At 74.1% G+C, this 26,833-nt stretch carries 24 protein-coding genes and 2 tRNA genes; 5 read left to right on the top strand and 21 right to left on the bottom strand.

The window, feature by feature from the left end; all coding sequences use genetic code 11:
* Positions 1-12: 12 nt before the first annotated feature.
* From WJX68_RS07725 to WJX68_RS07680, 10 genes are all read right to left on the bottom strand, one after another.
* Positions 13-1,308 (bottom strand): MlaD family protein, encoded by a 1,296-nt coding sequence (locus tag WJX68_RS07725; RefSeq protein WP_340287466.1) that lies wholly within the window; start codon positions 1,306-1,308, stop codon positions 13-15.
* Between the two features lies 1 nt (position 1,309).
* A complete protein-coding gene (locus WJX68_RS07720; RefSeq protein WP_340287464.1) occupies positions 1,310-2,650 on the bottom strand; it encodes an MlaD family protein in 1,341 nt (446 codons plus the stop codon).
* Entirely contained in the window at positions 2,650-4,020 is a 1,371-nt protein-coding gene (locus tag WJX68_RS07715) for an MlaD family protein (RefSeq protein ID WP_340287462.1), read from the bottom strand. The genes WJX68_RS07720 and WJX68_RS07715 overlap by 1 nt, the downstream gene beginning before the upstream one ends.
* Entirely contained in the window at positions 4,020-5,408 is a 1,389-nt protein-coding gene (locus WJX68_RS07710; RefSeq protein ID WP_340287460.1) for an MlaD family protein, read from the bottom strand. Before WJX68_RS07710 ends, WJX68_RS07715 begins: the two co-directional genes overlap by 1 nt.
* Positions 5,405-6,691 carry an MlaD family protein gene (locus WJX68_RS07705; RefSeq protein WP_340287458.1) on the bottom strand — a complete coding sequence of 429 codons (1,287 nt, stop codon included), beginning with the start codon at positions 6,689-6,691 and terminating at the stop codon, positions 5,405-5,407. The genes WJX68_RS07710 and WJX68_RS07705 overlap by 4 nt, the downstream gene beginning before the upstream one ends.
* Before the next feature lies 1 nt (position 6,692).
* On the bottom strand, positions 6,693-7,529 hold the full coding sequence (locus tag WJX68_RS07700) for an ABC transporter ATP-binding protein (RefSeq protein WP_422785669.1): 837 nt from the start codon (positions 7,527-7,529) through the stop codon (positions 6,693-6,695).
* A gap of 372 nt (positions 7,530-7,901) precedes the next feature.
* A complete protein-coding gene (locus tag WJX68_RS07695) occupies positions 7,902-8,777 on the bottom strand; it encodes an ABC transporter permease (RefSeq protein WP_340287456.1) in 876 nt (291 codons plus the stop codon).
* 11 nt (positions 8,778-8,788) lie between these two features.
* On the bottom strand, positions 8,789-9,658 hold the full coding sequence (locus WJX68_RS07690; protein WP_340287454.1) for an MlaE family ABC transporter permease: 870 nt from the start codon (positions 9,656-9,658) through the stop codon (positions 8,789-8,791).
* 96 nt (positions 9,659-9,754) lie between these two features.
* Positions 9,755-10,354: a hypothetical protein gene (locus WJX68_RS07685; protein WP_340287452.1), complete on the bottom strand. Its 600-nt coding sequence runs from the start codon at positions 10,352-10,354 to the stop codon at positions 9,755-9,757.
* The gene (locus WJX68_RS07680) at positions 10,351-11,535 is read right to left on the bottom strand and encodes a LuxR C-terminal-related transcriptional regulator (protein WP_340287450.1); all 1,185 of its coding nucleotides are present in this window, start codon (positions 11,533-11,535) and stop codon (positions 10,351-10,353) included. The genes WJX68_RS07685 and WJX68_RS07680 overlap by 4 nt, the downstream gene beginning before the upstream one ends.
* A 539-nt stretch (positions 11,536-12,074) precedes the next feature.
* Here WJX68_RS07680 and WJX68_RS07675 point away from each other — a divergent pair.
* Positions 12,075-12,908 carry an SDR family NAD(P)-dependent oxidoreductase gene (locus tag WJX68_RS07675; protein WP_340287448.1) on the top strand — a complete coding sequence of 278 codons (834 nt, stop codon included), beginning with the start codon at positions 12,075-12,077 and terminating at the stop codon, positions 12,906-12,908.
* A gap of 7 nt (positions 12,909-12,915) precedes the next feature.
* Here WJX68_RS07675 and WJX68_RS07670 read toward each other — a convergent pair whose 3' ends face one another.
* Entirely contained in the window at positions 12,916-13,689 is a 774-nt protein-coding gene (locus tag WJX68_RS07670) for an SDR family oxidoreductase (protein ID WP_340287446.1), read from the bottom strand.
* Positions 13,690-13,844: 155 nt separating this feature from the next.
* On the opposite strand from WJX68_RS07670, the gene WJX68_RS07665 reads away from it, so the two are divergent.
* On the top strand, positions 13,845-15,506 hold the full coding sequence (locus tag WJX68_RS07665; protein ID WP_340287444.1) for a flavin monoamine oxidase family protein: 1,662 nt from the start codon (positions 13,845-13,847) through the stop codon (positions 15,504-15,506).
* A gap of 6 nt (positions 15,507-15,512) precedes the next feature.
* On the opposite strand, the gene WJX68_RS07660 is transcribed toward WJX68_RS07665, so the two are convergent.
* Positions 15,513-15,869, bottom strand: a complete 357-nt coding sequence (locus WJX68_RS07660; RefSeq protein ID WP_340287442.1) for a cupin domain-containing protein — start codon at positions 15,867-15,869, stop codon at positions 15,513-15,515.
* Between the two features lie 114 nt (positions 15,870-15,983).
* Between WJX68_RS07660 and WJX68_RS07655 the strand changes: the two genes are divergently transcribed.
* Complete coding sequence (locus WJX68_RS07655; RefSeq protein WP_340287441.1) at positions 15,984-16,940, top strand: sugar-binding domain-containing protein; 957 nt, start codon at positions 15,984-15,986, stop codon at positions 16,938-16,940.
* A 37-nt stretch (positions 16,941-16,977) separates the two neighbouring features.
* Here WJX68_RS07655 and WJX68_RS07650 read toward each other — a convergent pair whose 3' ends face one another.
* The 7 genes from WJX68_RS07650 to WJX68_RS07620 form a co-directional block, all read right to left on the bottom strand.
* Entirely contained in the window at positions 16,978-18,438 is a 1,461-nt protein-coding gene (locus tag WJX68_RS07650; protein WP_340287439.1) for a serine/threonine-protein kinase, read from the bottom strand.
* 65 nt (positions 18,439-18,503) lie between these two features.
* Positions 18,504-19,373: an endonuclease/exonuclease/phosphatase family protein gene (locus WJX68_RS07645; RefSeq protein WP_340287437.1), complete on the bottom strand. Its 870-nt coding sequence runs from the start codon at positions 19,371-19,373 to the stop codon at positions 18,504-18,506.
* Positions 19,374-19,431: 58 nt separating this feature from the next.
* A complete protein-coding gene (locus WJX68_RS07640) occupies positions 19,432-19,812 on the bottom strand; it encodes a DUF4870 domain-containing protein (protein ID WP_340287435.1) in 381 nt (126 codons plus the stop codon).
* A 163-nt stretch (positions 19,813-19,975) separates the two neighbouring features.
* A tRNA-Arg gene (locus WJX68_RS07635) sits at positions 19,976-20,048 on the bottom strand.
* A 70-nt stretch (positions 20,049-20,118) separates the two neighbouring features.
* A tRNA-Ser gene (locus WJX68_RS07630) sits at positions 20,119-20,208 on the bottom strand.
* Positions 20,209-20,307: 99 nt separating this feature from the next.
* On the bottom strand, positions 20,308-22,305 hold the full coding sequence (locus tag WJX68_RS07625) for an acetoacetate--CoA ligase (RefSeq protein ID WP_340287434.1): 1,998 nt from the start codon (positions 22,303-22,305) through the stop codon (positions 20,308-20,310).
* Positions 22,306-22,421: 116 nt separating this feature from the next.
* Entirely contained in the window at positions 22,422-23,468 is a 1,047-nt protein-coding gene (locus tag WJX68_RS07620) for an aldo/keto reductase (protein ID WP_340287432.1), read from the bottom strand.
* Positions 23,469-23,563: 95 nt separating this feature from the next.
* Here WJX68_RS07620 and WJX68_RS07615 point away from each other — a divergent pair, with 95 nt between their 5' ends.
* Entirely contained in the window at positions 23,564-24,190 is a 627-nt protein-coding gene (locus WJX68_RS07615) for a TetR-like C-terminal domain-containing protein (RefSeq protein ID WP_340287430.1), read from the top strand.
* Here WJX68_RS07615 and WJX68_RS07610 read toward each other — a convergent pair.
* Positions 24,162-24,863, bottom strand: a complete 702-nt coding sequence (locus WJX68_RS07610; RefSeq protein ID WP_340287428.1) for a dienelactone hydrolase family protein — start codon at positions 24,861-24,863, stop codon at positions 24,162-24,164. The genes WJX68_RS07615 and WJX68_RS07610 overlap by 29 nt on opposite strands.
* 60 nt (positions 24,864-24,923) lie before the next feature.
* Here WJX68_RS07610 and hisC point away from each other — a divergent pair, with 60 nt between their 5' ends.
* Positions 24,924-25,979 (top strand): histidinol-phosphate transaminase, encoded by a 1,056-nt coding sequence (gene hisC / locus WJX68_RS07605; protein ID WP_340287426.1) that lies wholly within the window; start codon positions 24,924-24,926, stop codon positions 25,977-25,979.
* Between the two features lie 4 nt (positions 25,980-25,983).
* Here hisC and WJX68_RS07600 read toward each other — a convergent pair whose 3' ends face one another.
* Entirely contained in the window at positions 25,984-26,718 is a 735-nt protein-coding gene (locus WJX68_RS07600) for a response regulator transcription factor (RefSeq protein WP_340287424.1), read from the bottom strand.
* Positions 26,719-26,833 lie beyond the last annotated feature (115 nt).

The following is a 26,833-nucleotide window of genomic DNA, read 5'->3' as shown; positions in this document are numbered from 1 at the left end:
GGTGTCACCTCCTTACCGGGGCGTCCGGGTGAGCTCGTCGGCGCCGGGCGCCGGGATGCTGGTGGGGCCGAACTGGAGCAGACCGCGCAGGATGCCGCCGTTGGCGTCGCGCAGGCTGGTGACCGACGACGTCTGGTAGACGAAGGCGTTCAGGTCCGGCAGGTACTGCTGCAGGCCGGCGGTGACCGGGTCGAGCCGGCCGCTGATCTCCTTGAGGTCCGGCAGCGTGGCGTTCAGGTCGTTCACGAACGGGCGCAGGTCGGCGGCGACCGGCCTGAGCTTCGCCGCGACCGGGCGCGCCTTGTCGACCGTGGTGTCGAGGGTGTCGACGGTGTCGGTCAGGCGGTCCAGCGCGTCGGGCAGCTCGTCGGAGGCGGCCCGGACGTTGTCCAGGGTCGGGTCGAGCTGGTCGGAGAGCTGCTGGACGTTGCCCGTCGCGGCACCCAGGTTGTCCACCACGCCGGGCAGCTGGTCGAGCGAGTCGCGCAGCGCCTGGCTCTGCGCCGACACCGTCTTCAGCGTGGTCGACAGCGAGTTCGCCAGGGTGGTGAGGCGCTTCTCGTCGCCGCCGACGGCGGTGGACAGCCGGCCGACCGAGGTGACCAGGCGGGCCAGGTTCTCGCGCCGCCGGTCGAGCTGGTCGACGACCGGCTTGAGCCGGTTGACGACCTCGGTGGTGGCCCGCACGCCGTCGGGCAGGGTCTGCGGCGCCGTCGCCAGCGCGACGTCGGACGCCTCCAGCAGCGACTGGACCGCGGCCAGCGCGTTCTGGTCGAGGTGGGCCAGGGCCGCGTCGACCTGCACCGGAGGCTTCGCGTTCGCGACCGGGAGCACGCCGTACTGGTCGAGCGGCCTGCCGGCGGGGGTGCCGGGGTCCATCTCGATGTACATCTCGTTCAGCGGGCTCTTCGGCCGCAGGACCACGGTGGCGTCGTCGTAGACGGGGCCGTCGTAGTCGTTGCGGTCGATCGCGAGCAGCACCCGGGCGGTGCCCTCGGGGGTCAGCTCGGAGGAGCGGATGTCGCCGACCGGGACGCCGGACATCCGGACCTCCTGGCCGCGGCCCGGCGCGAGCGCCGGGGTCTCGGAGAAGGTCGCGTAGACCATCGTCTCGTCCGCCCACGGGGTGACGAACCGCTGCTGGGACAGGATGTAGCCCCCGCAGACCAGGCCGAGCACCATGACCGTCGCCAGTGCGACGACGTTGCGGCCGAGGCCGGGTTCGTTGCGGATGCGGTCCAGGCCGGACCGCAGCCGGGCCCGCAGGCCCCGGGGGGCCTCCGGCTGCGGCTGGGGAGTTGCGCTCATGTCAGCCACCCGTCCCGTGGAAGATCTGCTGGAACATGTTCTCGAGGCTCACCGAGCCGAGCCCGGGGACCGAGCCGAGACCCGGGCCGGGGTGGAAGGCCACCGCGTGACCGTTCGGGTCGACGTAGGCGCCCGCCTTGTTCAGACCGCTGAACATGTGGCCGATCTCGTCCTTGAGCGGCACGCCCTTGGCGTCGACGGCCGAGTACGGGCCCTCGCCCACGAACGGCGTGTTCAGCGAGTCCAGGACCGGACCGTTGAGGCGCTCGAGCGGCGCGGGCAGGTCGTCGAGGACGCGGGTCGTGCCCTCGCTGGCCGGGACCAGGCCCTCGACCAGCGGCCGGGTGTCGACGAGCGCGGCGCGCAGGTCGGCGACCAGCGGCCGGGCGTCGGCGAGCACCGGCTCGGCGCGGCCGAGGAAGGCGTCGAGCTCCTGCACCGACGGGCGGGCCGGACCCGCGGTGTCGCGCAGCTTGTCCAGCGACACGTTCAGCCGCTTCAGGCCGGCGTCGGTGGTGTCGAGGACACCGGGCAGCCTGTTGATCGCGTCGGCGACCGGCCCGGAGGTCTCGGCGAACACCTGCGTGGTGTCCTGCAGGTTCGCCGCGATCCCGTCGAGCTGGCCCGGCTCGCGGTTGAGCGTGCCGGTGGTCTTCTGCAGCCCGCGCACGACCTCGGTGAGGTCCCGCTCGGGCGCGGTGCCGCGCAGCGACTCGATGACCCCGGCGCCCGGGCCGAGGGTCCCGGGCGCGGCGGCGAGGAGCTCGTGCAGCGCGTCGTTGCCGCCGGCGTTGCCGAGGGTCTCGTCGAACTGGGTGACCGCGGTCTTCGCGCCCTCCAGTGCGTCGGGCTGCAGGCGCTCGGCGACGTCGTCGAGCTCGGTGGGCAGCCGGGTGCGGTCCACCGGGATCTGCTCGGTCCACTCCGCGGAGCGGTCACCGCCCGGGACGATGTCGATGTAGAACAGGCCCGACAGCAGGGTCGTGGGCCGCAGCCGCGCCGACGGCTGGTCGCCGACGGTGTCCACGACCTCCGGGTCCACGACGACGGTGACGATCGCGCCGCCGTCGTCGGCCGGGTCGACCGAGCTGACGACCCCGGAGTCGACGCCTGCCACCTTCGCCTTCGACGCGTCCTCGAAGAGGAACTGGTTCGCGGCGAAGTGGATGGTGCGTGTCTGCGAGCCGGTCAGCTTCATCAGCAGCGTCGTGACCTGGGGCTTGAACAGGCCCAGGACCAGCGCCAGCAGCATCAGGCCGATGACGGCGAGCGCCGCGATCCACAGCGGGAGGCGACGCCGCACCCGTGGCGTGGCGGTGGCGCCCTGTGCGGGGGCGTTCATCAGTTACCTCCCAGAAGGGCACCGGGGCCGCCGCCGGCGGCGCTGTCGCCCTGGCCCGGCTGCTCCTGCGGGGTCCGGTTGGACTCGCCGGGAGCGGGGACCAGGCCGAGGGTGGCGTCGTTCGGCGCCTGCCCCGGGGCGGGGTAGGCGTCGGTGCCGCGGAGCGGGTCGGCGATGCCGGCCGCCCCGGAGAACGACTCCGGCCGCAGCATGAGCGTGAACCGCAGGTGGTGGCCGGCGGCGTCGCCGTCGGACAGACCCGAGCTCGCGTTGGTGAACCACTGCGCGATCTCCGGCGCGTAGGGCGCCAGGACCTGCAGCGGGGTGTTCGCGAAGCCGACGCCCTGGGTGAGCTTCGGTGCCACCGGGCGCGCGTCGGCGACGGCGTCGGTGAGCGAGCCGAGCGCGGGCTGGGCCGAGTCGGAGACCCCGGGCAGCTTGTCCAGCGGGCGGGGCGCCTCGACCAGCACGCCACGCAGGTCCGGGGTCGCGTCGCCGAGCGAGCGGGCACCGGTCTGCAGCTGCGTCATGGCCGAGGTCGTCGACGCCAGCGGCTGCTGGAGGTCCTCCAGCGCCGTGCGGGTGTCCGGCAGCGCCTCGGGGGCGATGTCGAGGGTGTCACCCAGCGCCGCGCCCTTGTCCGCGTTGATCGCGGCGAAGGTGGTGTCGAGCCGGCCGACCAGCGAGGAGATCTCCTGCTCACGCCCCTGGAAACGGGACGACAGGCTCTCCAGCGACTGGAGCATGCTGGTCAGGTCGCGACCGCCGTCGACCGACAGCGACCGGGCGGTCGTGCCGAGTGAGGGCAGGATCTGCGGACCGGCCTCGGCCACGTCGTGCAGGTCCTGGCCGTGCCCGGCCGCGCCGTCGCCCAGCTGCTGCAGGGCCGAACGGGTGCCGTCCTGGGTGGCCGGGTCGAAGACCCCGGCGAGGTCGAGCAGCTGCACCGCACCGCGGGAGCGCTGCACGGGCAGCACCTCGTCCTCACCGAGCACACCGGACTGCTCGTGGCCGATGTCGAGGTCCAGGTACTGCTGGCCCAGGCCGGACCGGCCCGTGACGGCGGCCGAGCCGTCCTTGAAGACCTTGGTCGCGGCGTCGTCGAGCTGCATCCGGACCTGCGGGACGCCGTCGGCGAGGGTGATGTCGTCGACGCGCCCGACCCGGACCTGGCCGACCCGCACGTCGTTGCCGACGGCGAGGTCACCGGTGTCGGTCACCGCCGCGGTGCGGAACTCGTGCTGGGCGAAGGGCAGGCCCTTCTGGGCGTTCAGCGCGACGTAGAGGAAGAAGCCGGCGGCGACGAAGATCAGCAGACCGATCACGCCGGACCGGAAGCGGGCGCCCCGCTTGGGCTTGCCGTTCGCCATCACTGGCCTCCCAGCAGGGTTCCGAGCGCGCCCTGCTCCTGCTCGGGCGTGAGCCCGGTGGCGCTGCTCTCGGGGGTGGGCTGGCTCTGCAGCAGGGTGTTGGAGTCCTGTCCGGGCTGGGCCGCGGTCCCCGGTCCCGGCTCGGCCGGGGCGGGCTGGTTCACCTGCGGGTTCGGGCTCGCGTCCGGACCCGGCGCGGGCGCCATGTCCGGCAGGCCGCCCGGCGCGAAGCCGCTGACGGCGTCCGGCGAGGCGACGTAGCTGGCCCGGAAGTAGTGGGACAGCCCGTCCTTCTGGTTCGTGGTCAGCGCCCAGTTGCGGATGAAGCCGAGGACGTTGCCCAGGTTCCCGTTCAGGTCCCGGACGATCGGCTCGGCGCCGTCGACGGTGCGCTGCAGGTCCGGGCCGGCGGCCCGGAGCTGGGCGGCGACCGGCTGGGCCTGGTCGAGCAGCTCGCCGGCCCGGTCGAGGACCGGGTCGGCCGAGGCCAGCGCCGGGTCCGCCGAGTCGGCGAAGCGGTGGAGCTCGCGGCTGATGTCGACCAGGTTGTCCGTGGTCGGTCGCAGGTTGCCCAGCGTCACCGCCGTGGACTGCGCCGTGCCGGCGAGCTCGCCGAGCGTGGCGCGGGCCGCCGCGAGCGTGCCCGGCAGCTCGGCGAGGGTGCCGCGCAGCTGCGCGTCCCGGGCGGCCGTGGTGTCGAGCAGCGAGGTGGTCGAGGCGACCAGCCCGTCGAGGCGCCTGCCCTGGTCGACGGCGAGGGCGCCGGTGACCGGCTCGACCTGGTCCACGACCCGGCCGAGCAGCTCGTTCTGGTCGGACAGCACGCCGACCAGCTGGTCGGTGTCGCGCATCGCGGGGGCGAGCGCGGCGAGCGTCTTCTGGATGTTCTCGCCGTTGCCGTCCGCGCCCTGGCCGAGCGTGGTGACCAGCGCCGCCAGCGCACCGGCGGTCGGGTCGTCGAGGGTGTCCAGGATGTTCTGCAGGTCGGCCTGCCGGCCCGTCTGCGCGGCGGCGATCGGCCGGTTCATCGGCAGCTCGGGCGAGCCCGGGGTACCGGTGTCCAGGTTGATGAACCGCTCGCCGAGCAGCGAGACCGGGGCCACGGTGGCCTTCGCGTCGCTGTGGATCGGCAGCGCGCGGGCGTCGACCCGCAGCGGGACCTCGGCGATCTTGCGCTGCGGGTCGAACTGCAGCTGGCCGACCTCGCCGACCGTCACGCCGTTGATCTTGACCTGCTGGCCCGCGAGGATCGGGCTGACGTCGGCGAACTCGGCGATCACGATCCGGCCCGACTCGGCGTTCGAGACGCCGGCGGCGGCACCGGTGCCCGCCAGCAGCGCGACGACTCCGACCGCGAGGATCCGCCAGCGGGAGACTCCGAGGCTCATCGGGGACCCTCCCCGCTGGCGTCGCCGAGCTGCGGCAGGACCGGCGCACCCGGGTTGGGGTCGCCGTTGCCCGCGGTGTCGTCGGCCGCACCGGGGGCCGGGGCGGTCTCGGGCACGATCCCCGGCGGGGTCACGCCCGGCGGGTAGATGACCGGCGTGGCGGGGCCGGCCTGGGCGAAGATCCGCATGTACCGGCCGTTCGAGTCGAAGTTCTGGGCGGCGGAGCCCCAGGTGGTGAGGAAGCCGGCGGCCTCGGGGGTGTACGGCCGCAGCGCCTCGAGCACCGGGGCGTAGCCCCCCGCGGTCTCGGCGAGTCCCGGCAGCGCCCCGTGCGCCGAGTCGAGCAGGCCCGGGGTCCGGTCGAGCAGCGCCGACGCGGCCTCGAGGGTGGGCTTGAGCTCGGCGGTCAGCGGCCGCAGGTCGGCCAGCAGCGGGGCGAGCTGCTCGGACACGCCGGGCAGCTTCTCCGTCGCCGGGCGCAGGTCCTCCAGCAGCGGCAGCGCCTCGTCGGTGACACCCGGGACCTTGCCCAGGGTGCCCTGGGCGGTCCGCAGGGTCGGGGGGAGCTTGGCGAGCGCCGCACGCAGCTGCTCGCGCTGGGCGGCGGTGGCCCGGGTGCTGGTGGCCAGCTCGTCGACCACGGCGCCGAGGTCCTGCTGGCGCTTCGCGAGGGTGTCGACGGTGCCGTTCAGGTCGGTCACCAGCGTGGAGATGGCCGGGCCGTCGGTGCCGATGCCGCGCAGCACGTTGCCGACCGCGGCGAGCGCGGGCCCTGCGGTCTGCACGGTGGCGTTGAGGTCCTGCTCGTGGCCGGTGACGGTGTTCTGCAGGGTGCCGACCAGGCTGGTCAGGCGGTCCCGGGTGGGCTGGTCGAGGGCGGCGAGCACGTCGGCGACCTCGGTCGGCTTCGGGAAGTCGCCCTGGACCATGCCGCCGGAGGGGATCTCGGCGTAGTCCTTGTGCCCGTCCTGCACGAACAGCAGGCGCTCACCGACGACGGCCTTCCACTGCACGTGGACGAAGGCGCCGGCGTGCAGCGGGGCGAGGTCGTCGTCGATGGAGAAGTCGACGACGGCGTGGCCCTCCTCCGGGCGCACGGACTCGATCTTCCCGGCCTGGAAGCCGTCGATGTAGACCGGCGCCCCGGGGATCAGGTTGGGGTTGCCCGCGGGCAGGACGGCGCTGACCGTGTAGGGCTGCGTACCGCCGACGGCGACGAACACACCCCCGACCACGAGCAGCGCCACCAGACCGGCGGCGAGCTTTCCGACGATTCCGCCCATGTCAGTCCATCCCCAGGGGACCCGCGGACTGGCCGGCGAGGAACTGCTTGACGAAGGGGTCCTGGTGCTCGAAGGCCTCGTGCGCCGGGCCGTAGTGCACGACCTCGCCCTTCCAGATCAGGCCGACGTAGTCACTGACCTTGCGGGCGGTCTTGATGTCGTGCGTAACCAGCAGGTAGGTCCCGCCGTGCTGGTTGTGGACGTCCATGATGATGTCGCACAGCAGGCTCGTGCGGACCGGGTCCAGACCGGAGTCGGGCTCGTCGAAGAGCACGATGTCGGGGTTCATCACCAGCGCGCGGGCGAAGCCGGCGCGCTTCTTCATGCCGCCGGAGACCTCGTTGGGGGCCTTGTGCGCGGCCTTGGCGAGACCGACCTCGTCGAGCGCGGTCATGACCGTGCGCTCGACCTCCTTCTCCGTCATGCGGGTGTGCTTGCGCAGCGGGAAGGCGACGTTGTCGTAGAGGTTCATCGAGCCGAACAGCGCGCCGTCCTGCCAGCAGACGCCGAACCGGGTCCGCATGTCGTACCGCTGGTTCTCGGTCATCGACCAGATGTCGGTGCCGTCGACGTACACCGCGCCGCGGTCCGGCGCCAGGAGGCCGACCAGGTGCTTGATCAGCACGGACTTGCCGGTACCCGAGGGCCCCAGCACGGTGGTGATCGCGTTGTGCTGGAAGTTGAAGTTGATGTTCTTCAGGATCTGCATGCTCCCGAAGGACTTCGCCAGCCCCTCCACCTGCAGGATCGGGTCGGTGCCGGGCTGGAACTCGCGGGTCTCCATCGACCAGCCGGGACCCCGGGTGGCTGTGGCCTGCGTCTCACCCACGGATGGCATCTGCTGGGTCGGGTACTCGGATGCCGGTGGCGGGTAACCGGACGGGTTCGGCGAGGTCACTGATCCTCCTGGACGACCTGCCGCGCCACCGGAGGGAGCGCCTCGGTGCGCGGTTCGCGGGGTTCGGGGTCCCCTCCCGGCGGTGCCGCGGAGGCGGCGGGAGATGCCGGTCGGAGCCGTACCGCGGCCGGGGAGCGGGCGCGGTCCGGTGCACCGCTGCCGGGTGGGGGCCCGGCGGCGGACGGGGAGCTGGCGGGGGAGCTTCGGGGGAAGCGGTTCGGGGTCGGGGCTGTCGTGCCGGTGGGGGCCGGCGTGGGAAGGGGCACCGGGGCCCGGCCGCCGGGGATGGTGCGGCGCGGGCCCCGGGCCGGCTCAGTTGGCGATCGGGGAGTTCGTGTCGAGCCCCCAGAAGGCCAGGGTGCCGATCGCGCCGATCGCGGAGATCAGCACCAGATTGATGATCATCGACTTGGCGGTGGCCCGGCCGACGCCGACCGACCCGCCCGTCGCGTTGTAGCCGTAGTAGAGGCCCACGCCGACGATCACGATGGACTCGACCATCACCTTCGACAGGGCGGCCAGCATGTCGTAGGGGCTCTGGTACAGCCAGAACAGGTACAGGAACCCGCCGGGTGAGACGCCGCCCAGGTTCACCACCGTGACCAGGTACATCGCCAGGTAGAGGATGGCCAGGCCGACGAAGTACATGAACGGCACGGCGATCACGGTGGCCGCGATGCGGGTGCCGACCAGGAAGGACTTGGACTTGATGCCCATGACCTCCATGGCGTCGATCTCGTCGGAGATGCGCATCGAGCCGATCTCGGCCACGTAGCCGCAGCCCACCTTCGCCGCGAGGATCCAGCCCCACATGTACGGCGAGAGCTCGCGCAGGCCGCAGTAGGCGTCGAACACCGCGGAGTACAGCGGCGCGCCGATCTGCTTGAGCGTGTAGCTGGCCTCCAGGCCGCACTGCCCGCCCATGATGAACATCATGAACCAGATGATCAGAGCGGAGCTGAAGATCAGGATGCCCGCCTGGCGGAAGACCTCGGGCACGTAGCGGCGGAACATGTCCGGGAAGTCCCGGACGGTGTCCGCGGTGAACCGGCCGATGTCGCCGGCCTCGTTCAGGCCCTGCTTCAGCTTCCCGGTGATCGAGGAGAAGCTGACGTCCACGCCCTGCTTCTCGGGAGCCCGGAGCTCCTCGGGTTCGCGGCCGGGACCGCGGTCGTCGAGCTGTGTCATGTCACCCTCCCCTACTTGTAGACGCTCATCTGCGGGTTCAGGCCGAGCATGGTCAGCGTGAACACGAAGTTGATGACCCAGACCCCGGCGAAGGAGATGACGACGGCCTGGTTCACCGCCCGGCCGACGCCGATCGCGCCGCCCTTGGCGTTGAGGCCGACGTAGCAGCAGACGACGCCGATGATCAGGCCGTACAGGGCGCACTTGGCCACGCTGCCCCAGAGGTCGACCGTGTTGAGCAGGTCGAACAGCGAGCCGTAGTAGCCGGCGTAGCTCGCGTCGAAGATCGGGCCGGCCGCGACGTAGCCGCTGACCAGGCCGACGACCAGCGCGAGGATGTCCAGGACCGCGGTCATGATCGTGCAGGCGAGCACGCGGGGCAGCACCAGCGTCCGGATCGGGTCGACGCCGAGGACCTCCATGGCGTCGATCTCGTCGCGGATGCGCCGGGCGCCCAGGTCCGCGGTGATCGCCGTCCCGACGACGCCGGCGACGACCATGCCGTTGATGAACGGCGCGAACTCGCGCACCGAGGCGAACTCGAAGAACGCCCCGAGCCGGTACGGGATGCCGAAGGTGTAGAAGATCGCGCCACCGGTCAGGCCCGGCGCACCGAACCCGAACCCGAACGCCGCGAGCGACATCGGGAGCCAGGTGAGCTTGAGGATGTCGTAGCACTGGTCGCGGGTGTCACCCCAGAAGCCGACCGGCTTGCGGACGGCGAGGACGAACACCTTCACCATCAGCTGCCACATCTCGCCGGCCGTGACGAACGGCTCGGCGACCTTCCTCAGCACGCCCGGCCCGCCGGCGCCCGCCGTCCTGCGCGGTACCTCGACGGTCTCGTCGGGCGACTGGGTGAGGGTCCCAGGCGTGGTCATAACTCTCCTTCGAGTGCGGGGCCGGCGAGGATCCGGATCCACCGGACAGCAGTCTCGATCCGTGGGACGGCGATCACACCTCCCGTGGGGGGCGGATCAACCTCCCCCTGGGGGGGTATCGGTCTCCCCCGTCCCCGGGCCCGTGTCCTGCTCCGAACGGAGTGCCCTGCGGTGGGCCCGGCGCTGGATCAGCAGCACCGCCCCCAGGACCAGCGCGGCCAGCGGGGCACCGGCCCCGAGGCCGCCGAGCAGCGCGGCCGCGACCGGGTGCACCCCGGTCGCCACCGGCAGGGCCACGGCGCCCGCCACCACCAGGACGGTGGCGGCCAGCGCGTCGCGCCGCGGCCAGGTCGGCGCGCGCCAGACGCGCACCAGGCCGACCAGCCCGGACACCCCCACGGTCAGCAGGGAACAGCCGAGCAGGTGCACCACCGCGGGGTCGCGCAGCGTCCGGGGCGGGGTCCCCGCGGGGGCGGGGACGAGGCCCTCGGGCGGGCCGAGATCGTCGAGCGCACGGAGGAGCCGCTCGTGCGTCGGCGCCGGGCCCGTGGCCCGCGCGACGTCGGCCCACACCCGCGAACGCAGGTCCTGGCGCTCGGTGAACGGCAGGTCGCGGGCGGCGTCGTCGAGCCGGCGGAGGTAGTCGCGCAGCGGTGCGGGCACCGCGCCCCGCCCGGACGCGGCGACGGTGCTCACCGGTGTCCGGCCGGGCCGGACGCACCCCGCCCGGCCCGGTCGTGCTCGGCGCGCAGCCAGTGCGAGACGGCCTCCGCCCGGTTGGCGGCGCCGAGCTTGCGCAGGATGTGCTTGACGTGCGACTTCACCGTGCCCTCGCTGATGACCAGGCGGGTCGCGATGCGCGCGTTGGTGTCCCCGGTCGCCATCAGGCGCAGGACCTCGACCTCGCGGCGGGTCAGCGACGGGTCGACCGGGGCCGACCGCAGGAAGCCGTCGACGACACTGCGCTGCGGCGTGGCGACCGCGTGGGCGGCCGGATCGCCCTCGGTGACCCGCCCGTTCTCGCCGTGGCCCCACCAGCCGTCACCCAGGTCGCCCTCGCGGGCGTCGGTGACGCGCCGGGCCAGCCGGTCGACGTCGGCGCGGATCTGGTCCATCTCGTCGAGCACCATCGTGCGGGACAGCGCCTGGCCGAGTCCCTGGGCGTAGAGGGTGACGAGGTGGCGGTCGAGCACGTCGACGTTGCGCTGCTGGTAGTAGCAGTCGACGTGGACGAACCCGGCGACGACGCCGTGCACCACGATCGGCGCGGCGCAGTAGCTGCGCGACATCGAGGCGTCGGCGATGGGCTTGTTGACGCCGGGGCGCTCCTGCACCTCGTCGACGAGCAGCGAGGTGCGGCGGCGGACCATCTCGGTCTCGACGATCCGGCCGTCGAGGTTCTGCGGGTGCGTCCGGCCCAGCGCGAGGATCTCCTCGGCCCAGGCGGGGTCGCGCTCGACGTGGACGCGCTCGGGGATCCACAGCGAGCCCGCGACCCGGGACACGATCGACCGGTCGAAACCCATGCTGCAGGCGGTCGAGGCCGCCGTGTCGAGCAGCGCGGTGCTGGTGCGGGCCTCCCCGAGCCGGCCGAGCGCGCTCCGGACGCGCTGCAGCGCGCGGTCCTGGTGGGCGAGCTGGTCGAGCAGCAGCTGCTCGTCGAGCGCCTTGGTCTCGGCGAGCAGGGAGACGAGCTCCTGCGACGGGGTGCCGCCGCCGGTGAGCGAGGCGAGGGCCTCGGCCCACACGGCGCGCAGCACGGCGCGCGCCGAGCCGAGGTCGACGACGTGCTCGGGGTGCGGCAGCCGGCTGTCGTCGACCAGCCTGCGGGCGGCCAGCAGGACGTCCACCACCCGTGACGACTGGGGGCGGGGCATCCTGCGGCCCTGTCCGGGCCACCGGTCACCGGAGTCGCAGCGGCGCATGAAGGCAATACGGCTGGCGGTCTCCGCCATATCGTCCTCCTCCTCGAGGTCGACGTACCGACATCCCCATCGGTGCGTGCGTGTCCCTGCAACGACACGGAAGTACCGGGGGATGCGGGGCCCTCGACCGCCGCATCCGGCCGCACTTCCGGTCATGCGTGACGGTTTCAGGGTGCGACGCGCGTCACGCCAAAAGCAAATCGGACCGTCGCCGACCACCCGAACACGCAGGTGGACAGCCCTGCCGGCGGCAGGATCCGGTCACCGCGCGTGGCCGATGCGGGCACCCGGACCGTTTCTCGACGCCGCCCGGAGCGCGACCGGCCGTCGCGTCGAAATCACCCGTACGACGTAGGCGTGTCGGGACGGTCACTCCCCGGCGGGAGACACCGGTCACCCCGTCATGTGGAGTCGGCCGTCACCGGATTAGGGTCGCCGCGTCGCGCGGGCTCCGCGCCCGCGCGCCGTCCACCCTCGTGAGGAGCCCGACGATGAAGTCCTTCTCCGGCCGCACCGCGGCGGTCACCGGCGCCGGCTCGGGCATCGGCCGCGCACTGGCGCTGCGCCTGGCCGCCGACGGCTGCCACCTGGCCCTGGCCGACCGCGACGCCGCGGGCCTCGCCGAGACCGCCGCGCTCGCCGGGTCGTCGGTGCGGGTCACCACCACCGAGCTCGACGTCGCCGACGAGAAGGCGGTCTACGCCTGGGCCGACGCGGTCGTCGCCGACCACGGCGCGGTCCACCTGGTCGTCAACAACGCCGGTGTCGCGCTGTCCGGGACGGTCGGCGGCCTGTCGCTGGAGGACTACCGCTGGATCATGGACATCAACTTCTGGGGCGTGGTGTACGGGACGAAGGCGTTCCTGCCGCACCTGGAGGCGGCGGGTGAGGGCCACGTCGTCAACCTGTCCAGCATCTTCGGGGTCGCCGCGCAGCCGCTGATGAGCGGCTACAACGCGAGCAAGTACGCGGTCCGCGGGTTCACCGAGTCGCTGCGCCAGGACCTGGAGCTGACCGGCTCGCCGGTCTCGGCGACGTGCGTGCACCCCGGTGGCATCCGGACGAACATCGCGAAGGCCGCCCGGGTCGACGAGAGCGTCGCGGCCGCGACCGGCAAGCCCGCCGCCGCGGCCACCGCCGAGTTCGAGCGGATGCTGAACACGACCCCCGACCGCGCCGCGCGGACCATCCTGGACGGTGTGCGGCGCGACCGGCGCCGTGTCCTCATCGGACCCGACGCGTGGGCGATCGACTCGATGGTGCGGCTGCTGCCGACGGCCTACCAGCGCATCGTCACCGGGGTGGTCCGCTCGCGGCGGGGCTGAGCCCCGGTCACCAGCTGGTGAACCCGCCCTCGACGAGCAGGTCGGCCCCGGTGGTGAAGGCGGCGGCGTCGCTCGCGAGGAAGACCGTGGGTCCCACCAGGTCCTCCGGGGTGCCGAGCCGGGCCATCGGCGTCTGGTCGGTGAAGCCGGCGACCCGGTCCGCCCACTCCGGACCGCTGATCATCGGCGTCATGATGTAGCCGGGGCTCAGCGAGTTGACCCGCACGCCACGCGGCGCCCACTCGGTCGCCAGCGTCGCGGTCAGGTGCTTCACCCCCGCCTTGGACGCGTTGTAGTGCGCCTGCAGCAGTCCGCGGTTGGCGATCGTCGCCGACATCGAGGCGATGTTGACGATCGCGCCGCGCCCGGCGGCCAGCATCCGGCGGCCCTGCGCCCGGCAGCAGTAGTAGACGCCGTCGAGGTTGACCGACAGGACCCGCCGCCAGTCGGCGGGGTCGAGGTCCTCCGCGGCCCCGCCGTGGTTCACCCCGGCGCAGTTCACCGCGATGTCGAGGCCGCCGAACTCCGCCCCGTGCGCGGCGACGGCGGCCTCCACCGAGTCCGGGTCGGTCACGTCGGCGGGCAGCGACACCGCGCGCCGGCCCTGTCCGCGGACCCGGTCGAGGGTCTGCGCCACGCCGTCGGCCCGGGCGGGCAGGTCCACGACGGACACGTCCGCGCCGAACTCGGCCAGACCGGCGGCGAGACGCTGCCCGATCCCGCTGCCCCCGCCCGTCACGAGCGCGGAGCGGCCGTCGAGCCGGAAGAGGTCGGCGGTCACGGTGGCCTCCCGTCGTCGGTGCCGGTGCGTCCGCATCGTCACATGCGAGCAGGGGTCGCGCCGGGTGTGCGGCCGCCCGGGCCCACGGGCGGGCCCGGGATGACTAGGGTCACCCCGCCGGGTGACCCCCGCCGTCGTACCCGAGGAGCCCACCCATGCCCCCCGAGCTGCCCCCCGTCACCGCGTTCGGCCCCGACTTCCCCTTCCCCTACGACGAGTGGCTCGCCCACCCGGGCGGCCTCGGCCGCGTGCCGCCCGAGCGGCTCGGCACCGAGGTCGCGGTCGTCGGGGCCGGGATCGCCGGGCTCGTCGCCGCGTACGAGCTGATGCGCCTGGGCCTGCGTCCGGTGGTGTACGAGTCCTCCCACCTGGGCGGACGGCTGCGGTCGCAGCCGTTCGAGGGGGCCGACGGGATCGTCGCCGAGCTCGGCGGCATGCGCTTCCCGCGGTCCTCGACGGCCTTCCACCACTACGTCGAGCTGCTCGGCCTGCGCACCGAGCCGTTCCCCAACCCCCTCACCGAGGCCGCCGGCAGCACGGTGATCGACCTGCACGGCGAGACCCACTACGGCCGCACCCTGGCCGACCTGCCGCCGTTCTTCACCGAGGTCGCCGACGCCTGGGCGAGCGCACTGGAGGAGGGCGCCGGCTTCTCCGACCTGCAGGAGGCCATCCGCGAGCGGGACACCGCGCGGGTGCGGGCGCTGTGGGCCGAGCTCGTCCCGGTCTGGGACGACCGGACGTTCTACGACTTCGTGTCGACCTCGAAGGCGTTCTCGGAGCTGTCCTTCGCCCACCGCGAGGCGTTCGGCCAGGTGGGGTTCGGCACCGGCGGCTGGGACTCGGACTTCCCGAACTCGATGCTGGAGATCCTGCGGGTCGTCCTGACCGGGTGCGACGACGACCAGGTGCTCGTCGTCGGCGGGGTGGAGCAGGTCCCGCAGGGCCTGTGGTCGCGCTCGCCGGACCATCTCGTGCACTGGCCCCCGGGGACCAGCCTCGCGTCGCTGCACGGTGGCGGCACCCGGCCCGGGGTGGCCCGCATCCACCGCGTCGACGACGACACGATCCGCGTCACCGACGTCTACGGCGGCACCCGCGACGTCCCCGCGGTCCTCACGACGTGCCAGAGCTGGCTGCTGTCCACCCAGATCGACACCGACGAGTCGCTGTTCGCCCAGGACCTGTGGATGGCCCTGGACCGGACCCGCTACATGCAGTCGACCAAGACGTTCGTGATGGTCGACCGGCCGTTCTGGCGCGACGTGGACCCGGCGACCGGGCGCGAGGTCATGAGCACCACCCTGACCGACCGGCTCACCCGCAGCACGTACCTGTTCGACAACGGCCCGGGCCGGCCCGGGGTGATCTGCCTGTCCTACTCGTGGATGAGCGACTCGCTCAAGATGCTGCCCTACCCGGTGGAGAAGCGGGTCGCGCTCGCGCTCGCCGCGCTGCGGCGGATCTACCCCGGCGTCGACGTCGCCTCGCACGTGATCGGCGACCCGATCACGGTGACCTGGGAGTCCGACCCGCACAGCCTCGGCGCGTTCAAGGGGGCGCTGCCCGGCCACTACCGCTACAACCGCCGGATGTACTGCCACTTCGTGCAGGACGACCTGCCCCCCGCCCAGCGCGGGATCTTCATGGCCGGCGACGACGTGTCCTGGACCCCGGCCTGGGCCGAGGGCGCGGTGCAGACCGCGCTGAACGCGGTGTGGGGGATCGTCACGCACCTGGGCGGGTCCACCCCGCCGGACAACCCCGGCCCGGGCGACCGGTTCGCCGAGCTCGCCCCGCCCGCGCTGCCGGACTGAGACCGGTCAGGCCGGCCCGCCCGGCCCGTCGAGCAGCATCCACTCCAGCCGCCCGCCGGGCCCGGCGCCGAGCAGCTCCACGCGGTGCGCGTGCCCGCGTCCGACGTGGACGACCTCGTCGGCGGCCAGCTCGACCGAGGGCCCGCCCGGGTCGACCGCGACCCGGGCCCGGCCGGCCAGCACGACGAGCAGGCGGTCGCGCGGACCGCCGGGCGCGTGCCAGGGGCCGGCACCGGGCGCGAGGCCGAACCGCTCCAGGGTGAGGTCGCCGTAGCCGTCGTCGCGGCCGACGAGCAGCTGGCGCGCGACCGGTGCGGGGCTCCCCGCGTCGCCGCGGGTCGTGTCCGGGGTCGTGACGGTCATCGTCGGCCTCCCACCCGTCTACCACTCATCTGAGCGCAGATCACGGGTCGAGTAGACGGTGTTCGCGTCGCAGAGGTCAACGCGGTCGCCGGATGGCCCGGCTACGCTGCTCATATGAGCGCGGACGAGTCCGAGCGGGACACGTGGGGTCCGGCCCGCCGGGCCCTGGCCGCCGAGGTCGCCGAGCGCTTCTTCCTGCGCGGCCAGTCCAAGATCGCCGTCGGCGCCGAGCTCGGGCTGAGCCGCTTCCAGGTGGCCAGGCTGCTGGAGGCGGCCCGTGAACGGGGCCTCGTGCGGGTCGAGGTCTCCCCCGGCCCGGACGTCGACGCGGCCCGCTCGGCCGCCGTCCGGGACGCCTTCGGGCTGCGTCGCGCGCTCGTCGGCACCGGCGGCGGGGACGGCGTGGCCGCGCTGGCCGCCGCGCTGCTCACCGAGTCGGTGTCCACCGGGGACGTCCTCGGCCTGGCCTGGTCGCGCACCGTCAACGACGTGGTGGGGCACCTGTCGCGGCTGGCCCGCTGCACCGTGGTGCAGCTCTGCGGGGCCTACTCGCTGCCGTGGCGGCGCGACGGCTCGGCGACCGCGGTGTTCCGCGCCGCCGCGCTGTGCGGCGGCGACGCCTACCCGGTCTACGCGCCGCTGCTGCTGCCCGACGCCGCCACCGCCGCCGCGGTCCGGGCCCAGCCCGGGGTGGCCGACGCGCTCGCCCGCTGCGCCGCGCTGGACACCGCCGTCGTCGCGGTCGGGGCGTGGGAGCCGGGGCACTCCACGGTGCACGACGTGCTGACCGGGCCGGAACGGCGACGGCTGGCGGCCCGGGGCGCGGTCGGCGAGGTCGTCGGCCTGCTCGTCGACGCCGACGGCGGGGTCCTCGACCACGGGCCCGCGCACCAGCTCGTCGCTGTCGGGGAGGCGGAGCTGCGGGCGGCCGGCGACGTCGTCGCCCTGGTGCGCGACCCGCGCCGGGCCGCCGCCGCGGCGGCCGTGCTGCGGTCCGGGCTGGTGGGGACGCTGGTGTGCGACGCGGCGACCGCCGACGCGCTGCTCGACGGGGCCGGGACGGTGCGGTAGCGCCGACGGTCCGGACCCCTCACCGGGGCCCGTCGGTTCAGCAGCGGCGGACGATCCCGGCCGGCCCGGACACCGGCCGCAGGTAGGCGTCGCCACCCGCACGGACCAGCGCCGCGCAGGCGTCGGAGCGGTCGGTGAACGGGCCCAGGTAGGTCACGTAGATCGGGGCACCGTCGACGGTGCGGGCCCGGAACGGCACGCAGCTGTCCCCCGCGAGCAGGTACCGCGCCCCGGGATGGTCGCGCAGGTGCCGGGCGACGTCCTCGCGGTGGCGGGCCGGGTCGACCCCTGAACCGACGACGACCAGGCTCGACGCGGGTCCCGTGCAGGACACCGGCGCGATCGGGCGGTCGAGCCGCAGGTCGCCGGTGACCGGATCGGCGGTGGTGAGCTCGGCGGGCTGCACGGCGCCGGTGGCGCCGCCCTGTCCGGCGACCTCCGGCGGGGCCGCGGTCCCACCGGGGAGTGTCCAGGACGCGACGAGAACCGCCGACGCGGCGACGGCCGCGCCGAGGACGGCCGGGAGCCGCCGGGCGCGGCCGGCCCGTCCCGCCCCGTTGCCGTCCGCACCGGCCACGGCCGGGGAGGGGGGCACACCGGGCGCGGTCGCGGGCGGGGTCGGCGCGGGACGCGGCCCGGTGTCGGCGGCCCCGGTGGCGATCAGCCGGGTGACCGCCGCGGCCAGGGCGCCCGCGGTCGCGAAGCGGTCCGCCGGATCCTTCGCCATCCCGCGGGCCACGACCGCGTCCCACCCGGTGGCGAGCTCGGGACGTCGGTGCGACACCCGGGGCGGCGGTGACATCAGGTGCGCGGTGAGCACGGCGGCCGGATCGGCCTCGGGGAACGGAGTGAACCCGGTCAGCATCTCGACCAGGACGCAGGTCAGGGCGTAGACGTCGGCGCGACCGTCGACGGCGCCGGTACCCGACAGCCGTTCAGGGGCCAGGTAGGCGAGGGTGCCGACGGTCGCCCCGGTCTCGGTCAGCGCGGTGTCCGGGGCGGGCCCGACCGCGCGGGCGATGCCGAAGTCGGTGAGCACGGTGAAGTCGTCGCGGGACTCGACGACGATCAGGTTCGCCGGCTTGACGTCGCGGTGCACGAGCCCGGCGGCGTGTGCCGCGTCGAGGGCGTGGGCGGCCTGACGCACGATGCCCGCGGCCCGGCGCGGCGGCAGCGGGGCGTGGCGGGCGAGGACCCGGGCGAGGTCCTCACCGTCGACGAGCCGCATCGAGAGGTACAGACGGCCGTCGACCTCACCGAAGCCGTGGACCGGCACGACGTGCGGGTCGCGCAGCTCGAACGCGGCGCGGGCCTCCCGCCGGAACCGTTCGGCCACGACCGGGTCCCCGGCCAGATGCCCGGGAAGCACCTTGAGCGCGACCTCTCCCCCGTGACGTCGGTCGTGCGCCCGCAGCACGACACCCATCCCGCCCGCACCCAGCCGGCCCAGGATCTCGAACCAGCCCAGGACCGAGCCGACGGTCAGGTCCCCGTCCACCGCGACCACCCCTCCCGTGTCACCGGGACCGTCCCATCCCGGGTGGCGCGGGCGGATCCGCAGGGCTACGCAGCAGCGGAACGGCGGCGCTGCGCGGAGGGACGCACCGTGACCAGCAGGGCGGGGTGGTCCGTGGTCCCGCCCAGGTCCACCGTGCGGGACCGGGCCGCCGCCACCGAGGGGATGACGACGACGTGCTGCACCCCGTCCTCGGCGGCCGGCACCGCCCCGGCCGGTACGCAGGACCGCAGACCGGGATCGTCCGCCGATCCGAGGTTGAGGTCCGCTCCGACGACGACCGGACCGGCGTCCCGGCGGTCCCGCAGCCCGGTGACGACGGTGCCGAACAGGTACCGGCACTGCGCGAGCGTGACGGCACGGTCGGTGTAGGCCAGGTGGGAGGTGCACACACCGAGCGGGCCGCCCGCGGTCGCGGTGTCGAGGCACAGCCACGCGCGTTCCTCGGGGTCGTCCGGGTCCTGCGTCGGATGTATCCCGGTGCTCACGACGGACGACGACGACCGTGCGAGGACCCCGATGCCGTACTCGTCGCCGTCGGCACACCGGTAGGGCCCTCCGGTGGCGCGGTCGCGTGCGGGCTGGAACGCCGAGGTCGCGCCGGCGCCGAGCGCCCGCTGCAGCGCCACCACGTCGGCCCGGCACACCTCGTTCAGGGTCACCGCGTCGGGCGGGTCGGCGCGAAGGACCCGGGCCGCGGCCTCGACCGAGCGACCGGTGTAGCACCCCGCGATGCCGCTGTTGCAGAGGTTGGCCTGCAGGATCCGGACCGACGCGGGCTCCGCGGGGGCACCACCGGCCGCAGGCTCCGCCGGTCCCGGGGCACACGCGACGAGGGCGACGGCGAGGAGCGCACCGGCGACCACCCGCCGGCCGACCGGCTGCGCGGTGGCGGGGTCGCGACCTCGTCCGGGCACGCGGTCAGGATCCCCGGGACACGGGCGAACCGCATGCCGGTGGCCACCGACGCCCGGGTCAGGACAGGACGTGGATCTGGAACGGGTAGTCGTAGACCCGGTCGCGCGACGCCCGCAGCGCACCCTTGACGTGGCACCACGCGGACACCACGAACAGGATGATCATCAGCGGGATGCCGATGACGGCACCGAACAGGGTCGCGATGAGGATCCAGCTGAGCACGTAGAGCGCCCAAAACGTCAGGTTGAAGTTGAACGCTCCGGCGGCGGCCCGGCGGGCGAACGGGTCGTCCCTCCTCACCAGCCAGACGATCAGCGGCCCGAGCAGGCTGAGCAGCCCCGCGCTGAACACGGCCGCGATCGGCGCGGACAGGTGGGCCAGGATCGCCGCGATCCGGCCGTCCCCGGCCGACCGGGACGGAGGGGTGGGGTACGACATGGACGTCCTTCCTGCCCGTGGCCTGTCGAGCACCCACCCTAGGGCTCCCGGCGGGGTCACGAGCGCAGGTCGATGTCCACCGGACGGGTGCCGTCGACGCGGTCGCCCGGATCGCCGCACACGAGAATGGCCCCCGGTGAGTGATCACCGGGGGCTTCTGTTGTGCGCCCGAAGGGATTCGAACCCCTAACCTTCTGATCCGTAGTCAGATGCTCTATCCGTTGAGCTACGGGCGCAGTAGCTGATGTTCAGCCTAGCAGTGTTCAGTTGTCGGCCGGCGACCGGTTACCCGCCGCCGTGCCGGTGCGGAGGCTCCGGGATTTGAACCCGGGATGGGGGGTTACCCCAAACCGCATTAGCAGTGCGGCGCCATAGACCAGACTAGGCGAAGCCTCCCCGGTGCCTGACGGCCACCAGCGAGGACAACAGTACACGGGCACTCCCCCGCCATCGAACCGGGGTCCCCGCACCGGCGGGGCCCCGGTCCGTCGCAGGTCAGGAGCCTGCGAGCGCCACGAACGGGGCCAGCGAGTCCGGGTTCTGCAGCGCGCCGGCCGAGACCGCCTTCTCCGGGGCGGCCCCGGAGAGGATCTTCTTCACCGGCACCTCGCACTTCTTCCCGTTCAGCGTGCGCGGCACCGCGTCGACGACCATGAAGCGGTCCGGGACGTGCCGCGGCGAGAGCTCCTTGCGCAGCGCCGTGCGCAGCGCGGGCTCGACGTCGTCGAGGGAGACGCCGTCGTCGAGCACGAGGAAGCAGAGCAGCGCGCCCTCCTCGCGGGCCCCCAGCGCGGTGGTGTCGATCACCAGGGAGTCGGCGACGCCCTCGAAGTTCTCGACGACCGAGTAGAAGTCCGCGGTGCCCATCCGGACCCCGCCCCGGTTGAGCGTGGAGTCCGAGCGGCCGTAGATGACGTAGGAGCCGCGCGGGGTGCGGCGGACCCAGTCGCCGTGGCGCCAGTTGCCGGGGAAGTCCTCGTAGTAGGACTCGCGCAGGCGGGTGCCGTCGGGGTCGTTCCAGAACATGACCGGCATGGACGGCGTCGGCGTGGTGATGATCAGCTCGCCGACGTCGTCGAGCAGGTCGGAGCCGTCCTCGGACCAGGAGCGGACGTCGGCGCCGAGCGCCGCGCAGGACAGCTCCCCCAGCCACACCGGCACCGTCGGGGCGCTGGTCAGGAAGGCGGCGCACACGTCGGTGCCACCGGAGACCGAGCAGATCTGGATGTGCGACCCGGCCGCGTCGCCGATCCAGCGGAAGCCCTCCACCGACAGCGGGGCGCCGGTGGAGCCGAGCGCGCGCATCGCGGAGAGGTCGTGGTCGTCGCCGGGGCGCAGGCCGGCCTTCATGCAGGACTGGACGTAGGGGGCGGAGACACCGAACAGGGTGACCCGGTGCTTCGCGGCCAGCGCCCACAGCGCCCCGAGGTCGGGATGGCCGGGGCTGCCGTCGAACATCACGATGGTCGCGCCCACGAGCAGGCCGCCGACCAGGAAGTTCCACATCATCCAGCCGGTCGTGGTGAACCAGAAGAAGCGCTCCCCCGGCCCCAGGCCGTGCTGCAGGCGCATCGCCTTGAGGTGCTCGACGACGATGCCGCCGTGCGAGTGCACGATGCCCTTGGGCAGGCCGGTGGTGCCCGAGGAGTAGAGCACCCAGAGCGGGTGGTCGAAGGGGACGGCGGTGAACTCCAGCGGCGCGGCCTGCGCGGTGAACTCCGCCCACGGGACGGTGCCGTCGAGCGTGGCCTGCTCGTCGAGGTAGCCGACGAGCACGGTCGCGCGCAGCGAGGGCATCTGGCGCATCAGATTCGCGACGTTCTCGCGGACGTCGAAGCCCTTGCCGTTGTAGCGGTAGCCGTCGACCGCGACGAGCACGGCCGGCTCGATCTGGGCGAAGCGGTCGTGCACGGCGCGCGCGCCGAAGTCCGGCGAGCAGGACGACCAGATCGCGCCGAGGCTGGCCGTCGCCAGGAACGCGACGAGCGTCTCGACGCTGTTGGGGGCCAGCGCGACGACCCGGTCGCCCTGCCCGACCCCGGCCCGGACGAGCCCGGCGCGGGCGCGCGCGACCTGGTCGCGCAGCTCGGCGTGGGTGACGGTGCGCTCGAGGCCGTCCTCGCGGACGAACTCGACGGCGACGTCGTCGTCGGCGCGGCCGGGGCCGGGGGTGAGGGCGTGCTCGGCGTAGTTGAGCGTCGCGCCGGGGAACCACCGCGCCCCGGGCATGTCCCGCGACGCGAGCGTGGCCGTCGGGCGGTCGTGGAACAGCACGCCGGAGTACTCCGCGACCGCGGCCCAGAACCCCTCGAGGTCGGTGACCGACCACTCGTGCAGCTGCGCGTAGTCGGTGACGTCGGACAGCGGCGCCCCGCGCTCGTCGCGGGCCCAGGTCGCGAACCGCACGATCTCGGTGTGCGGGACCTGCTCCGGGTCCGGGCTCCACAGCAGCTCGGGGGTGTCCGGGTCGGTCACGGTCTGCACTGACGACATGGCCTCAGCTTCCCCGACCGGGCCGCCCCCGCACCAGTGATGTGACGACACCCGGCCGGGACCCCGGTGGCGGGCGGCCACACCACCGGCGGGCGGCGGCGGGCGGCGGGCGGGTGTCAGGCCGTCCGGCCGGCCATCGGCGGCGCCAGCCGGGCGAAGCCCTCCTGCCGCTCGTAGGGGAAGTGCGGGTACGGCGCAGGCCGGCGCGAGACGGCGTCGAGCCGGGCGAGCTGGTCGTCGTCCAGCCGCCACCCGACGGCGCCGAGGTTCTGCTCCAGCTGCTCCGGGTCGCGCGCCCCGACGATCACCGACGCGGCGGTGGGCCGGGTGGTCAGCCAGTTCAGCGCGATCTGCGGCACCGCGCGGCCGGTCTCGGCGGCGATCTCGTCGAGCACGTCGACGACGTCGTGGAGCAGCTCGTCCGCGACCGGCGGACCGGCGTCGGCCGTCGCGTGCAGCCGGCTCCCGGCGGGCAGCGGGCTGCCCCGCCGGATGCGGCCGGTCAGCCGCCCCCAGCCCAGCGGGCTCCACACGAGCGCCCCGACCCCCTCCTCGTGGCCCAGCGGCATGAGGTCCCACTCGTAGTCGCGCCCGACCAGCGAGTAGTAGACCTGGTGCGCGACCGGGCGCGGCCAGCCGTGGCGGTCGGCGAGCTGCACCGACCGCATGAGCTGCCAGCCGGGGAAGTTCGAGACGCCGGTGTAGCGGACCTTGCCGGACCGGACCAGGCCGTCGAGGGTCGCGAGGACCTCCTCGGTGGGGGTGCCCGCGTCGTGGGCGTGCAGCTGGAACAGGTCGATGTGGTCGGTGCCCAGCCGGCGCAGCGCGTCCTCGACGGCGCGGACCAGGTGGTGCCGCGAGGTGCCGCCGTCGTTCGGCCCGGGCCCGGTCGGCAGGCCGGCCTTGGTCGAGATCAGGACCTCGTCGCGGCGGTGCCGCAGCGCCGCCCCGAGCACCTCCTCCGACGCCCCGTCGGAGTAGACGTCGGCGGTGTCGAACAGGGTCACCCCCGCGTCGAGGCACCGGTCCACCATCCGGCGCGCGCCGGCGACGTCCAGCGAGCCCCACGCCCCGAACAGCGCGCCCCGGCCCGCGAACGTGCCCGCGCCCAGGCTCAGGACGGGGACCTGCAGGCCGCTGCGCCCCAGTCGTCGGTACTCCATGCCACGCTCCTAACGGTTCTATGGTTCCGTTAGAAGGTATCCCTCACGGCAGCCAAACGGAACCCCGGTCCCGTCACGGGGGCTAGAGTCGGGATGTGGCACCAGAGATGAGCAGGCCGGGCGGCCGGACGGCGCGAGTCCGGGCCGCCGTACTGGCCGCGGCGGGCGACGCGCTGATCGAGCTCGGGCTGCCGGGCCTGGACCTCGCCGGGCTGGCGCGCCGCGCCGGGGTCGGGAAGACGACCGTCTACCGCCGCTGGGGCACCGTCGCCGCGGTGCTCGAGGACCTGGTGTCGGACATGGTCGAGACCTCGGCGCCGCGCGCCGACACCGGCGACCTCGACGACGACCTGCTCGCCAACGCCGGGCTCGTCCGGTCCACCCTCACCGACCCGCGGCAGGGCCGGCTGCTCACCGCGCTGATCTGCGCCGCCGTCGACGACGCCGGGACCGCACGCGCGCTGCGCCGCTTCTACGACGCGCGCACCGCCGTCTGGGAGCCGTGCGTCACCGACGCGGTCGCGCGCGGCGACCTGCCCGCGGACACCGACGCGGCCGCGGTCGTGCGCGCCGTGTCCGCCCCGCTGTACCACCAGCTGCTCACCCGGGGGGAGCAGCCCGGCGTCGCGGACGCGCGTCGCGCGGCCCTCGTGGCCGCGGCCGCGGCCCGGGCCGGAGCCTTCGCCGCCCCGGTCAGCGCAGGTGCGCGTCGAACCAGTTGAGGACCCGCTGCCAGGCCTCGGCCGCGGCGTCCGGGTCGTCGTCGAAGCGGTAGCCGGTGCTGGGGTAGACGACGACGTCGGTCGCCACCCCCGACGAGGTGGCCGCCTCCCGCAGCCGGGCGACGGCCGCGGTGTCGCCGTCCTCGGAGTAGATGCCCAGCCAGGGACAGGTCAGCTCGGGCGCGGTCCGCACCAGCGCGGGCAGGCTCGACCAGGGCGAGGTCTCGATGGCCCCACCGGCCACGGTCACGGCGGCACCCAGCGTGCGGTTGGCCGCCACGTGCAGCGCGACCGTGCCGCCGAGGTCGAACCCGAGCACGCCCATCCGGTCGGCCTCGATGCCGTTGTCACCCAACCAGCCGAACGCGGTGTCGCAGTCGTCCATCACCTGGCGCGGGTCGAGGCTGCCGACGTGCTCGGCGACCTCGGCGTCGGAGCCCCCCGCGAGGTCGCCGCCGTCGCGTGCGTCGCGGTAGAGGTGCGGGGCGACGGCCAGCCAGCCGTCGGCCGCCAGGCCCGTGACCAGCAGCCGGATCGAGTCGGTGACCCCGCGGGCCTCCTGCAGCACGACGACCCCGCCCCGGACCGGACCGTCGGGGTCGGCCACGGTGAGGCGCAGCTCGCCCCCGTCGGTCAGCAGGACGCCCTCGGTCCGGACAGCGGTCGTCGTCATGGCGTCACTCAACCAGAGCAGGGCCCCGCGTTTCGACCCCCGGGAGCTACCGTTGCCGTCATGACGCTGATCCGTCCCGATCTGGACACCCTGCCCGCGTACGTGCCGGGCCGCACGGTCCCCGGGGCGATCAAGCTGGCCAGCAACGAGGTCGCCGAGCCGCCCGCCCCCGCGGTGCTGGAGGCGATCGCCCGCGCCGCCGCGGGCGGGAACCGGTACCCCGATCTGGGCGTGGTCGAGCTGACCGCACGGATAGCCGAGCTGCACGACCTGGCCCCCGGGCGGGTCGCCGTCGGCTGCGGGTCGGTCACCCTGTGCCAGCAGCTCGTGCAGGTCGCCTGCCTCGGCCCGGGCGACGAGGTGCTGTTCGCCTGGCGGTCGTTCGAGGCGTACCCGATCGTGACGCAGATCGGCGGGGCGGAGATCCGGACCGTCCCGCTCGACGACGCCTTCCGCCACGACCTGGACGCGATGGCCGCCGCGGTCACCGAGCGGACCCGGGTGGTGTTCGTGTGCAGCCCGAACAACCCGACCGGTCCGGCCGTGCACCGCGACGAGTTCGTCCGCTTCCTGGGCGCCGTGCCGTCCGACGTGCTGGTCGTGCTCGACGAGGCCTACACCGAGTACGTCACCGACCCCGACGCCGTCAGCGGGCGGCCGCTGCTCGACTCGCACCCGAACCTGGTCGTGCTGCGCACCTTCTCCAAGGCCTACCGGATGGCCGGGCTGCGGGTCGGGTACGCGCTGGCCTCGGAGGAGGTGGCGACGGCGCTGCGCAAGGTCGCGCCGCCGTTCGGGGTCAGCTCGGTCGCCCAGGCGGGCGCGATCGCCGCGCTGGAGCACCGCGAGGAGATCCTCGCCGGCTGCGCCGCCGTGGTCGCCGAGCGGGACCGGGTCGCCGCCGGGCTGCGCGGCCACGGCCTCACGGTGCCCGGGAGCCAGGCCAACTTCGTCTGGCTGCCGCTCGGCGGGCGGTCCGCCGAGTTCGCGGCGCACTGCGGCGAGCGGAAGGTGATCGTGCGTCCGTTCGCCTCCGACGGGGTGCGGGTGACCGTGTCCACGCCGGAGGAGAACGACCTGCTGCTCGACGCGGCCTCGTCGTTCCCGCTCGGGTGAGCGCTCAGCCGTCGAGCTGGTAGCCGTGCCCGCGGATCGTCCGGATCCGCTCCGGCCCGATCTTGCGGCGCAGGTAGGACACGTACACCTGCACGAGGTTCGCCGAGACCGGCTCCGACCAGGCCCGGCGGGCGAGGTCGTCGAGCGCGACCGGCTCGCCGGCGTGCTCGGCCAGGGCCAGCAGCAGGGCGTACTCGGTCGGCGACAGCGCGACCCGGCGGCCGTCGACCAGCACCTGCCCGGCGTCGACGTCGACCGACAGGCCGCCGTGCCCGAGCACGGTCGGCGCGGGCAGGCCCGCGGCGGCACGCAGCCGCAGCCGGATCCGGGCGGCGAGCTCGTCGGGGACGAACGGGCGGACGAGGAAGTCGTCGCGGTCGCCGCGCAGCATGCCGAGGACCCCGGCGCGCCGCTCGCGCGGCACGACGGTGATCACCGGCGTGTGCGGCGACTCCGACTGGACGGCGCCGAGCAGCACGGACGGCTCGGGGCCGGGCAGCTCCATGTCGAGGACGAGCAGGTCCGCGCCGCGGGCACGCAGGGTGTCCAGCAGCTCGATGCCGTCGGCGGCGACGACGAGGTCCACGCCCTCGACGGCGAGGTCCTGGCGCAGCCCGCGGCCGAGGGCGACGGTGCCCGGCGACGGCGACAGCGCCAGCAGGACGCCGAGCGGGCGGACCTCGCGCCGGGGCGCGGGGATGGGGAGGGACGGGACGACGGGGGGAGCGTGATCGTTCACAGGTCCTGCGGGGGTTCGGGGAGCGGGGAGCTCGGGGGAGCGCGACCACTGTTGCGCGACGGGCAGCCGGTCACAATCGGCTAACGGTGCGACGCGGTGCGTGCATGTACTCCGA

Source organism: Pseudonocardia spirodelae (genome assembly GCF_037727765.1).
GTDB classification, from domain to species: domain Bacteria; phylum Actinomycetota; class Actinomycetes; order Mycobacteriales; family Pseudonocardiaceae; genus Pseudonocardia; species Pseudonocardia spirodelae.
The sequence above is the reverse complement of the archived record's forward strand: the minus strand, read 5'-3'. Positions and strand labels throughout refer to the sequence as shown.

What these genes read in the sequence shown, in the direction of transcription:
- WJX68_RS07725 (WP_340287466.1), bottom strand. Translation starts at nt 1,308, where the DNA reads ATGAGCGCAACTCCCCAGCCGCAGCCGGAGGCCCCCCGGGGCCTGCGG.
- WJX68_RS07720 (WP_340287464.1), bottom strand. Translation starts at nt 2,650, where the DNA reads ATGAACGCCCCCGCACAGGGCGCCACCGCCACGCCACGGGTGCGGCGT.
- WJX68_RS07715 (WP_340287462.1), bottom strand. Translation starts at nt 4,020, where the DNA reads ATGGCGAACGGCAAGCCCAAGCGGGGCGCCCGCTTCCGGTCCGGCGTG.
- WJX68_RS07710 (WP_340287460.1), bottom strand. Translation starts at nt 5,408, where the DNA reads ATGAGCCTCGGAGTCTCCCGCTGGCGGATCCTCGCGGTCGGAGTCGTC.
- WJX68_RS07705 (WP_340287458.1), bottom strand. Translation starts at nt 6,691, where the DNA reads ATGGGCGGAATCGTCGGAAAGCTCGCCGCCGGTCTGGTGGCGCTGCTC.
- WJX68_RS07700 (WP_422785669.1), bottom strand. Translation starts at nt 7,529, where the DNA reads ATGCCATCCGTGGGTGAGACGCAGGCCACAGCCACCCGGGGTCCCGGC.
- WJX68_RS07695 (WP_340287456.1), bottom strand. Translation starts at nt 8,777, where the DNA reads ATGACACAGCTCGACGACCGCGGTCCCGGCCGCGAACCCGAGGAGCTC.
- WJX68_RS07690 (WP_340287454.1), bottom strand. Translation starts at nt 9,658, where the DNA reads ATGACCACGCCTGGGACCCTCACCCAGTCGCCCGACGAGACCGTCGAG.
- WJX68_RS07680 (WP_340287450.1), bottom strand. Translation starts at nt 11,535, where the DNA reads ATGCCCCGCCCCCAGTCGTCACGGGTGGTGGACGTCCTGCTGGCCGCC.
- WJX68_RS07675 (WP_340287448.1), top strand. Translation starts at nt 12,075, where the DNA reads ATGAAGTCCTTCTCCGGCCGCACCGCGGCGGTCACCGGCGCCGGCTCG.
- WJX68_RS07665 (WP_340287444.1), top strand. Translation starts at nt 13,845, where the DNA reads ATGCCCCCCGAGCTGCCCCCCGTCACCGCGTTCGGCCCCGACTTCCCC.
- WJX68_RS07660 (WP_340287442.1), bottom strand. Translation starts at nt 15,869, where the DNA reads ATGACCGTCACGACCCCGGACACGACCCGCGGCGACGCGGGGAGCCCC.
- WJX68_RS07655 (WP_340287441.1), top strand. Translation starts at nt 15,984, where the DNA reads ATGAGCGCGGACGAGTCCGAGCGGGACACGTGGGGTCCGGCCCGCCGG.
- WJX68_RS07640 (WP_340287435.1), bottom strand. Translation starts at nt 19,812, where the DNA reads ATGTCGTACCCCACCCCTCCGTCCCGGTCGGCCGGGGACGGCCGGATC.
- WJX68_RS07625 (WP_340287434.1), bottom strand. Translation starts at nt 22,305, where the DNA reads ATGTCGTCAGTGCAGACCGTGACCGACCCGGACACCCCCGAGCTGCTG.
- WJX68_RS07620 (WP_340287432.1), bottom strand. Translation starts at nt 23,468, where the DNA reads ATGGAGTACCGACGACTGGGGCGCAGCGGCCTGCAGGTCCCCGTCCTG.
- WJX68_RS07610 (WP_340287428.1), bottom strand. Translation starts at nt 24,863, where the DNA reads ATGACGACGACCGCTGTCCGGACCGAGGGCGTCCTGCTGACCGACGGG.
- hisC (WP_340287426.1), top strand. Translation starts at nt 24,924, where the DNA reads ATGACGCTGATCCGTCCCGATCTGGACACCCTGCCCGCGTACGTGCCG.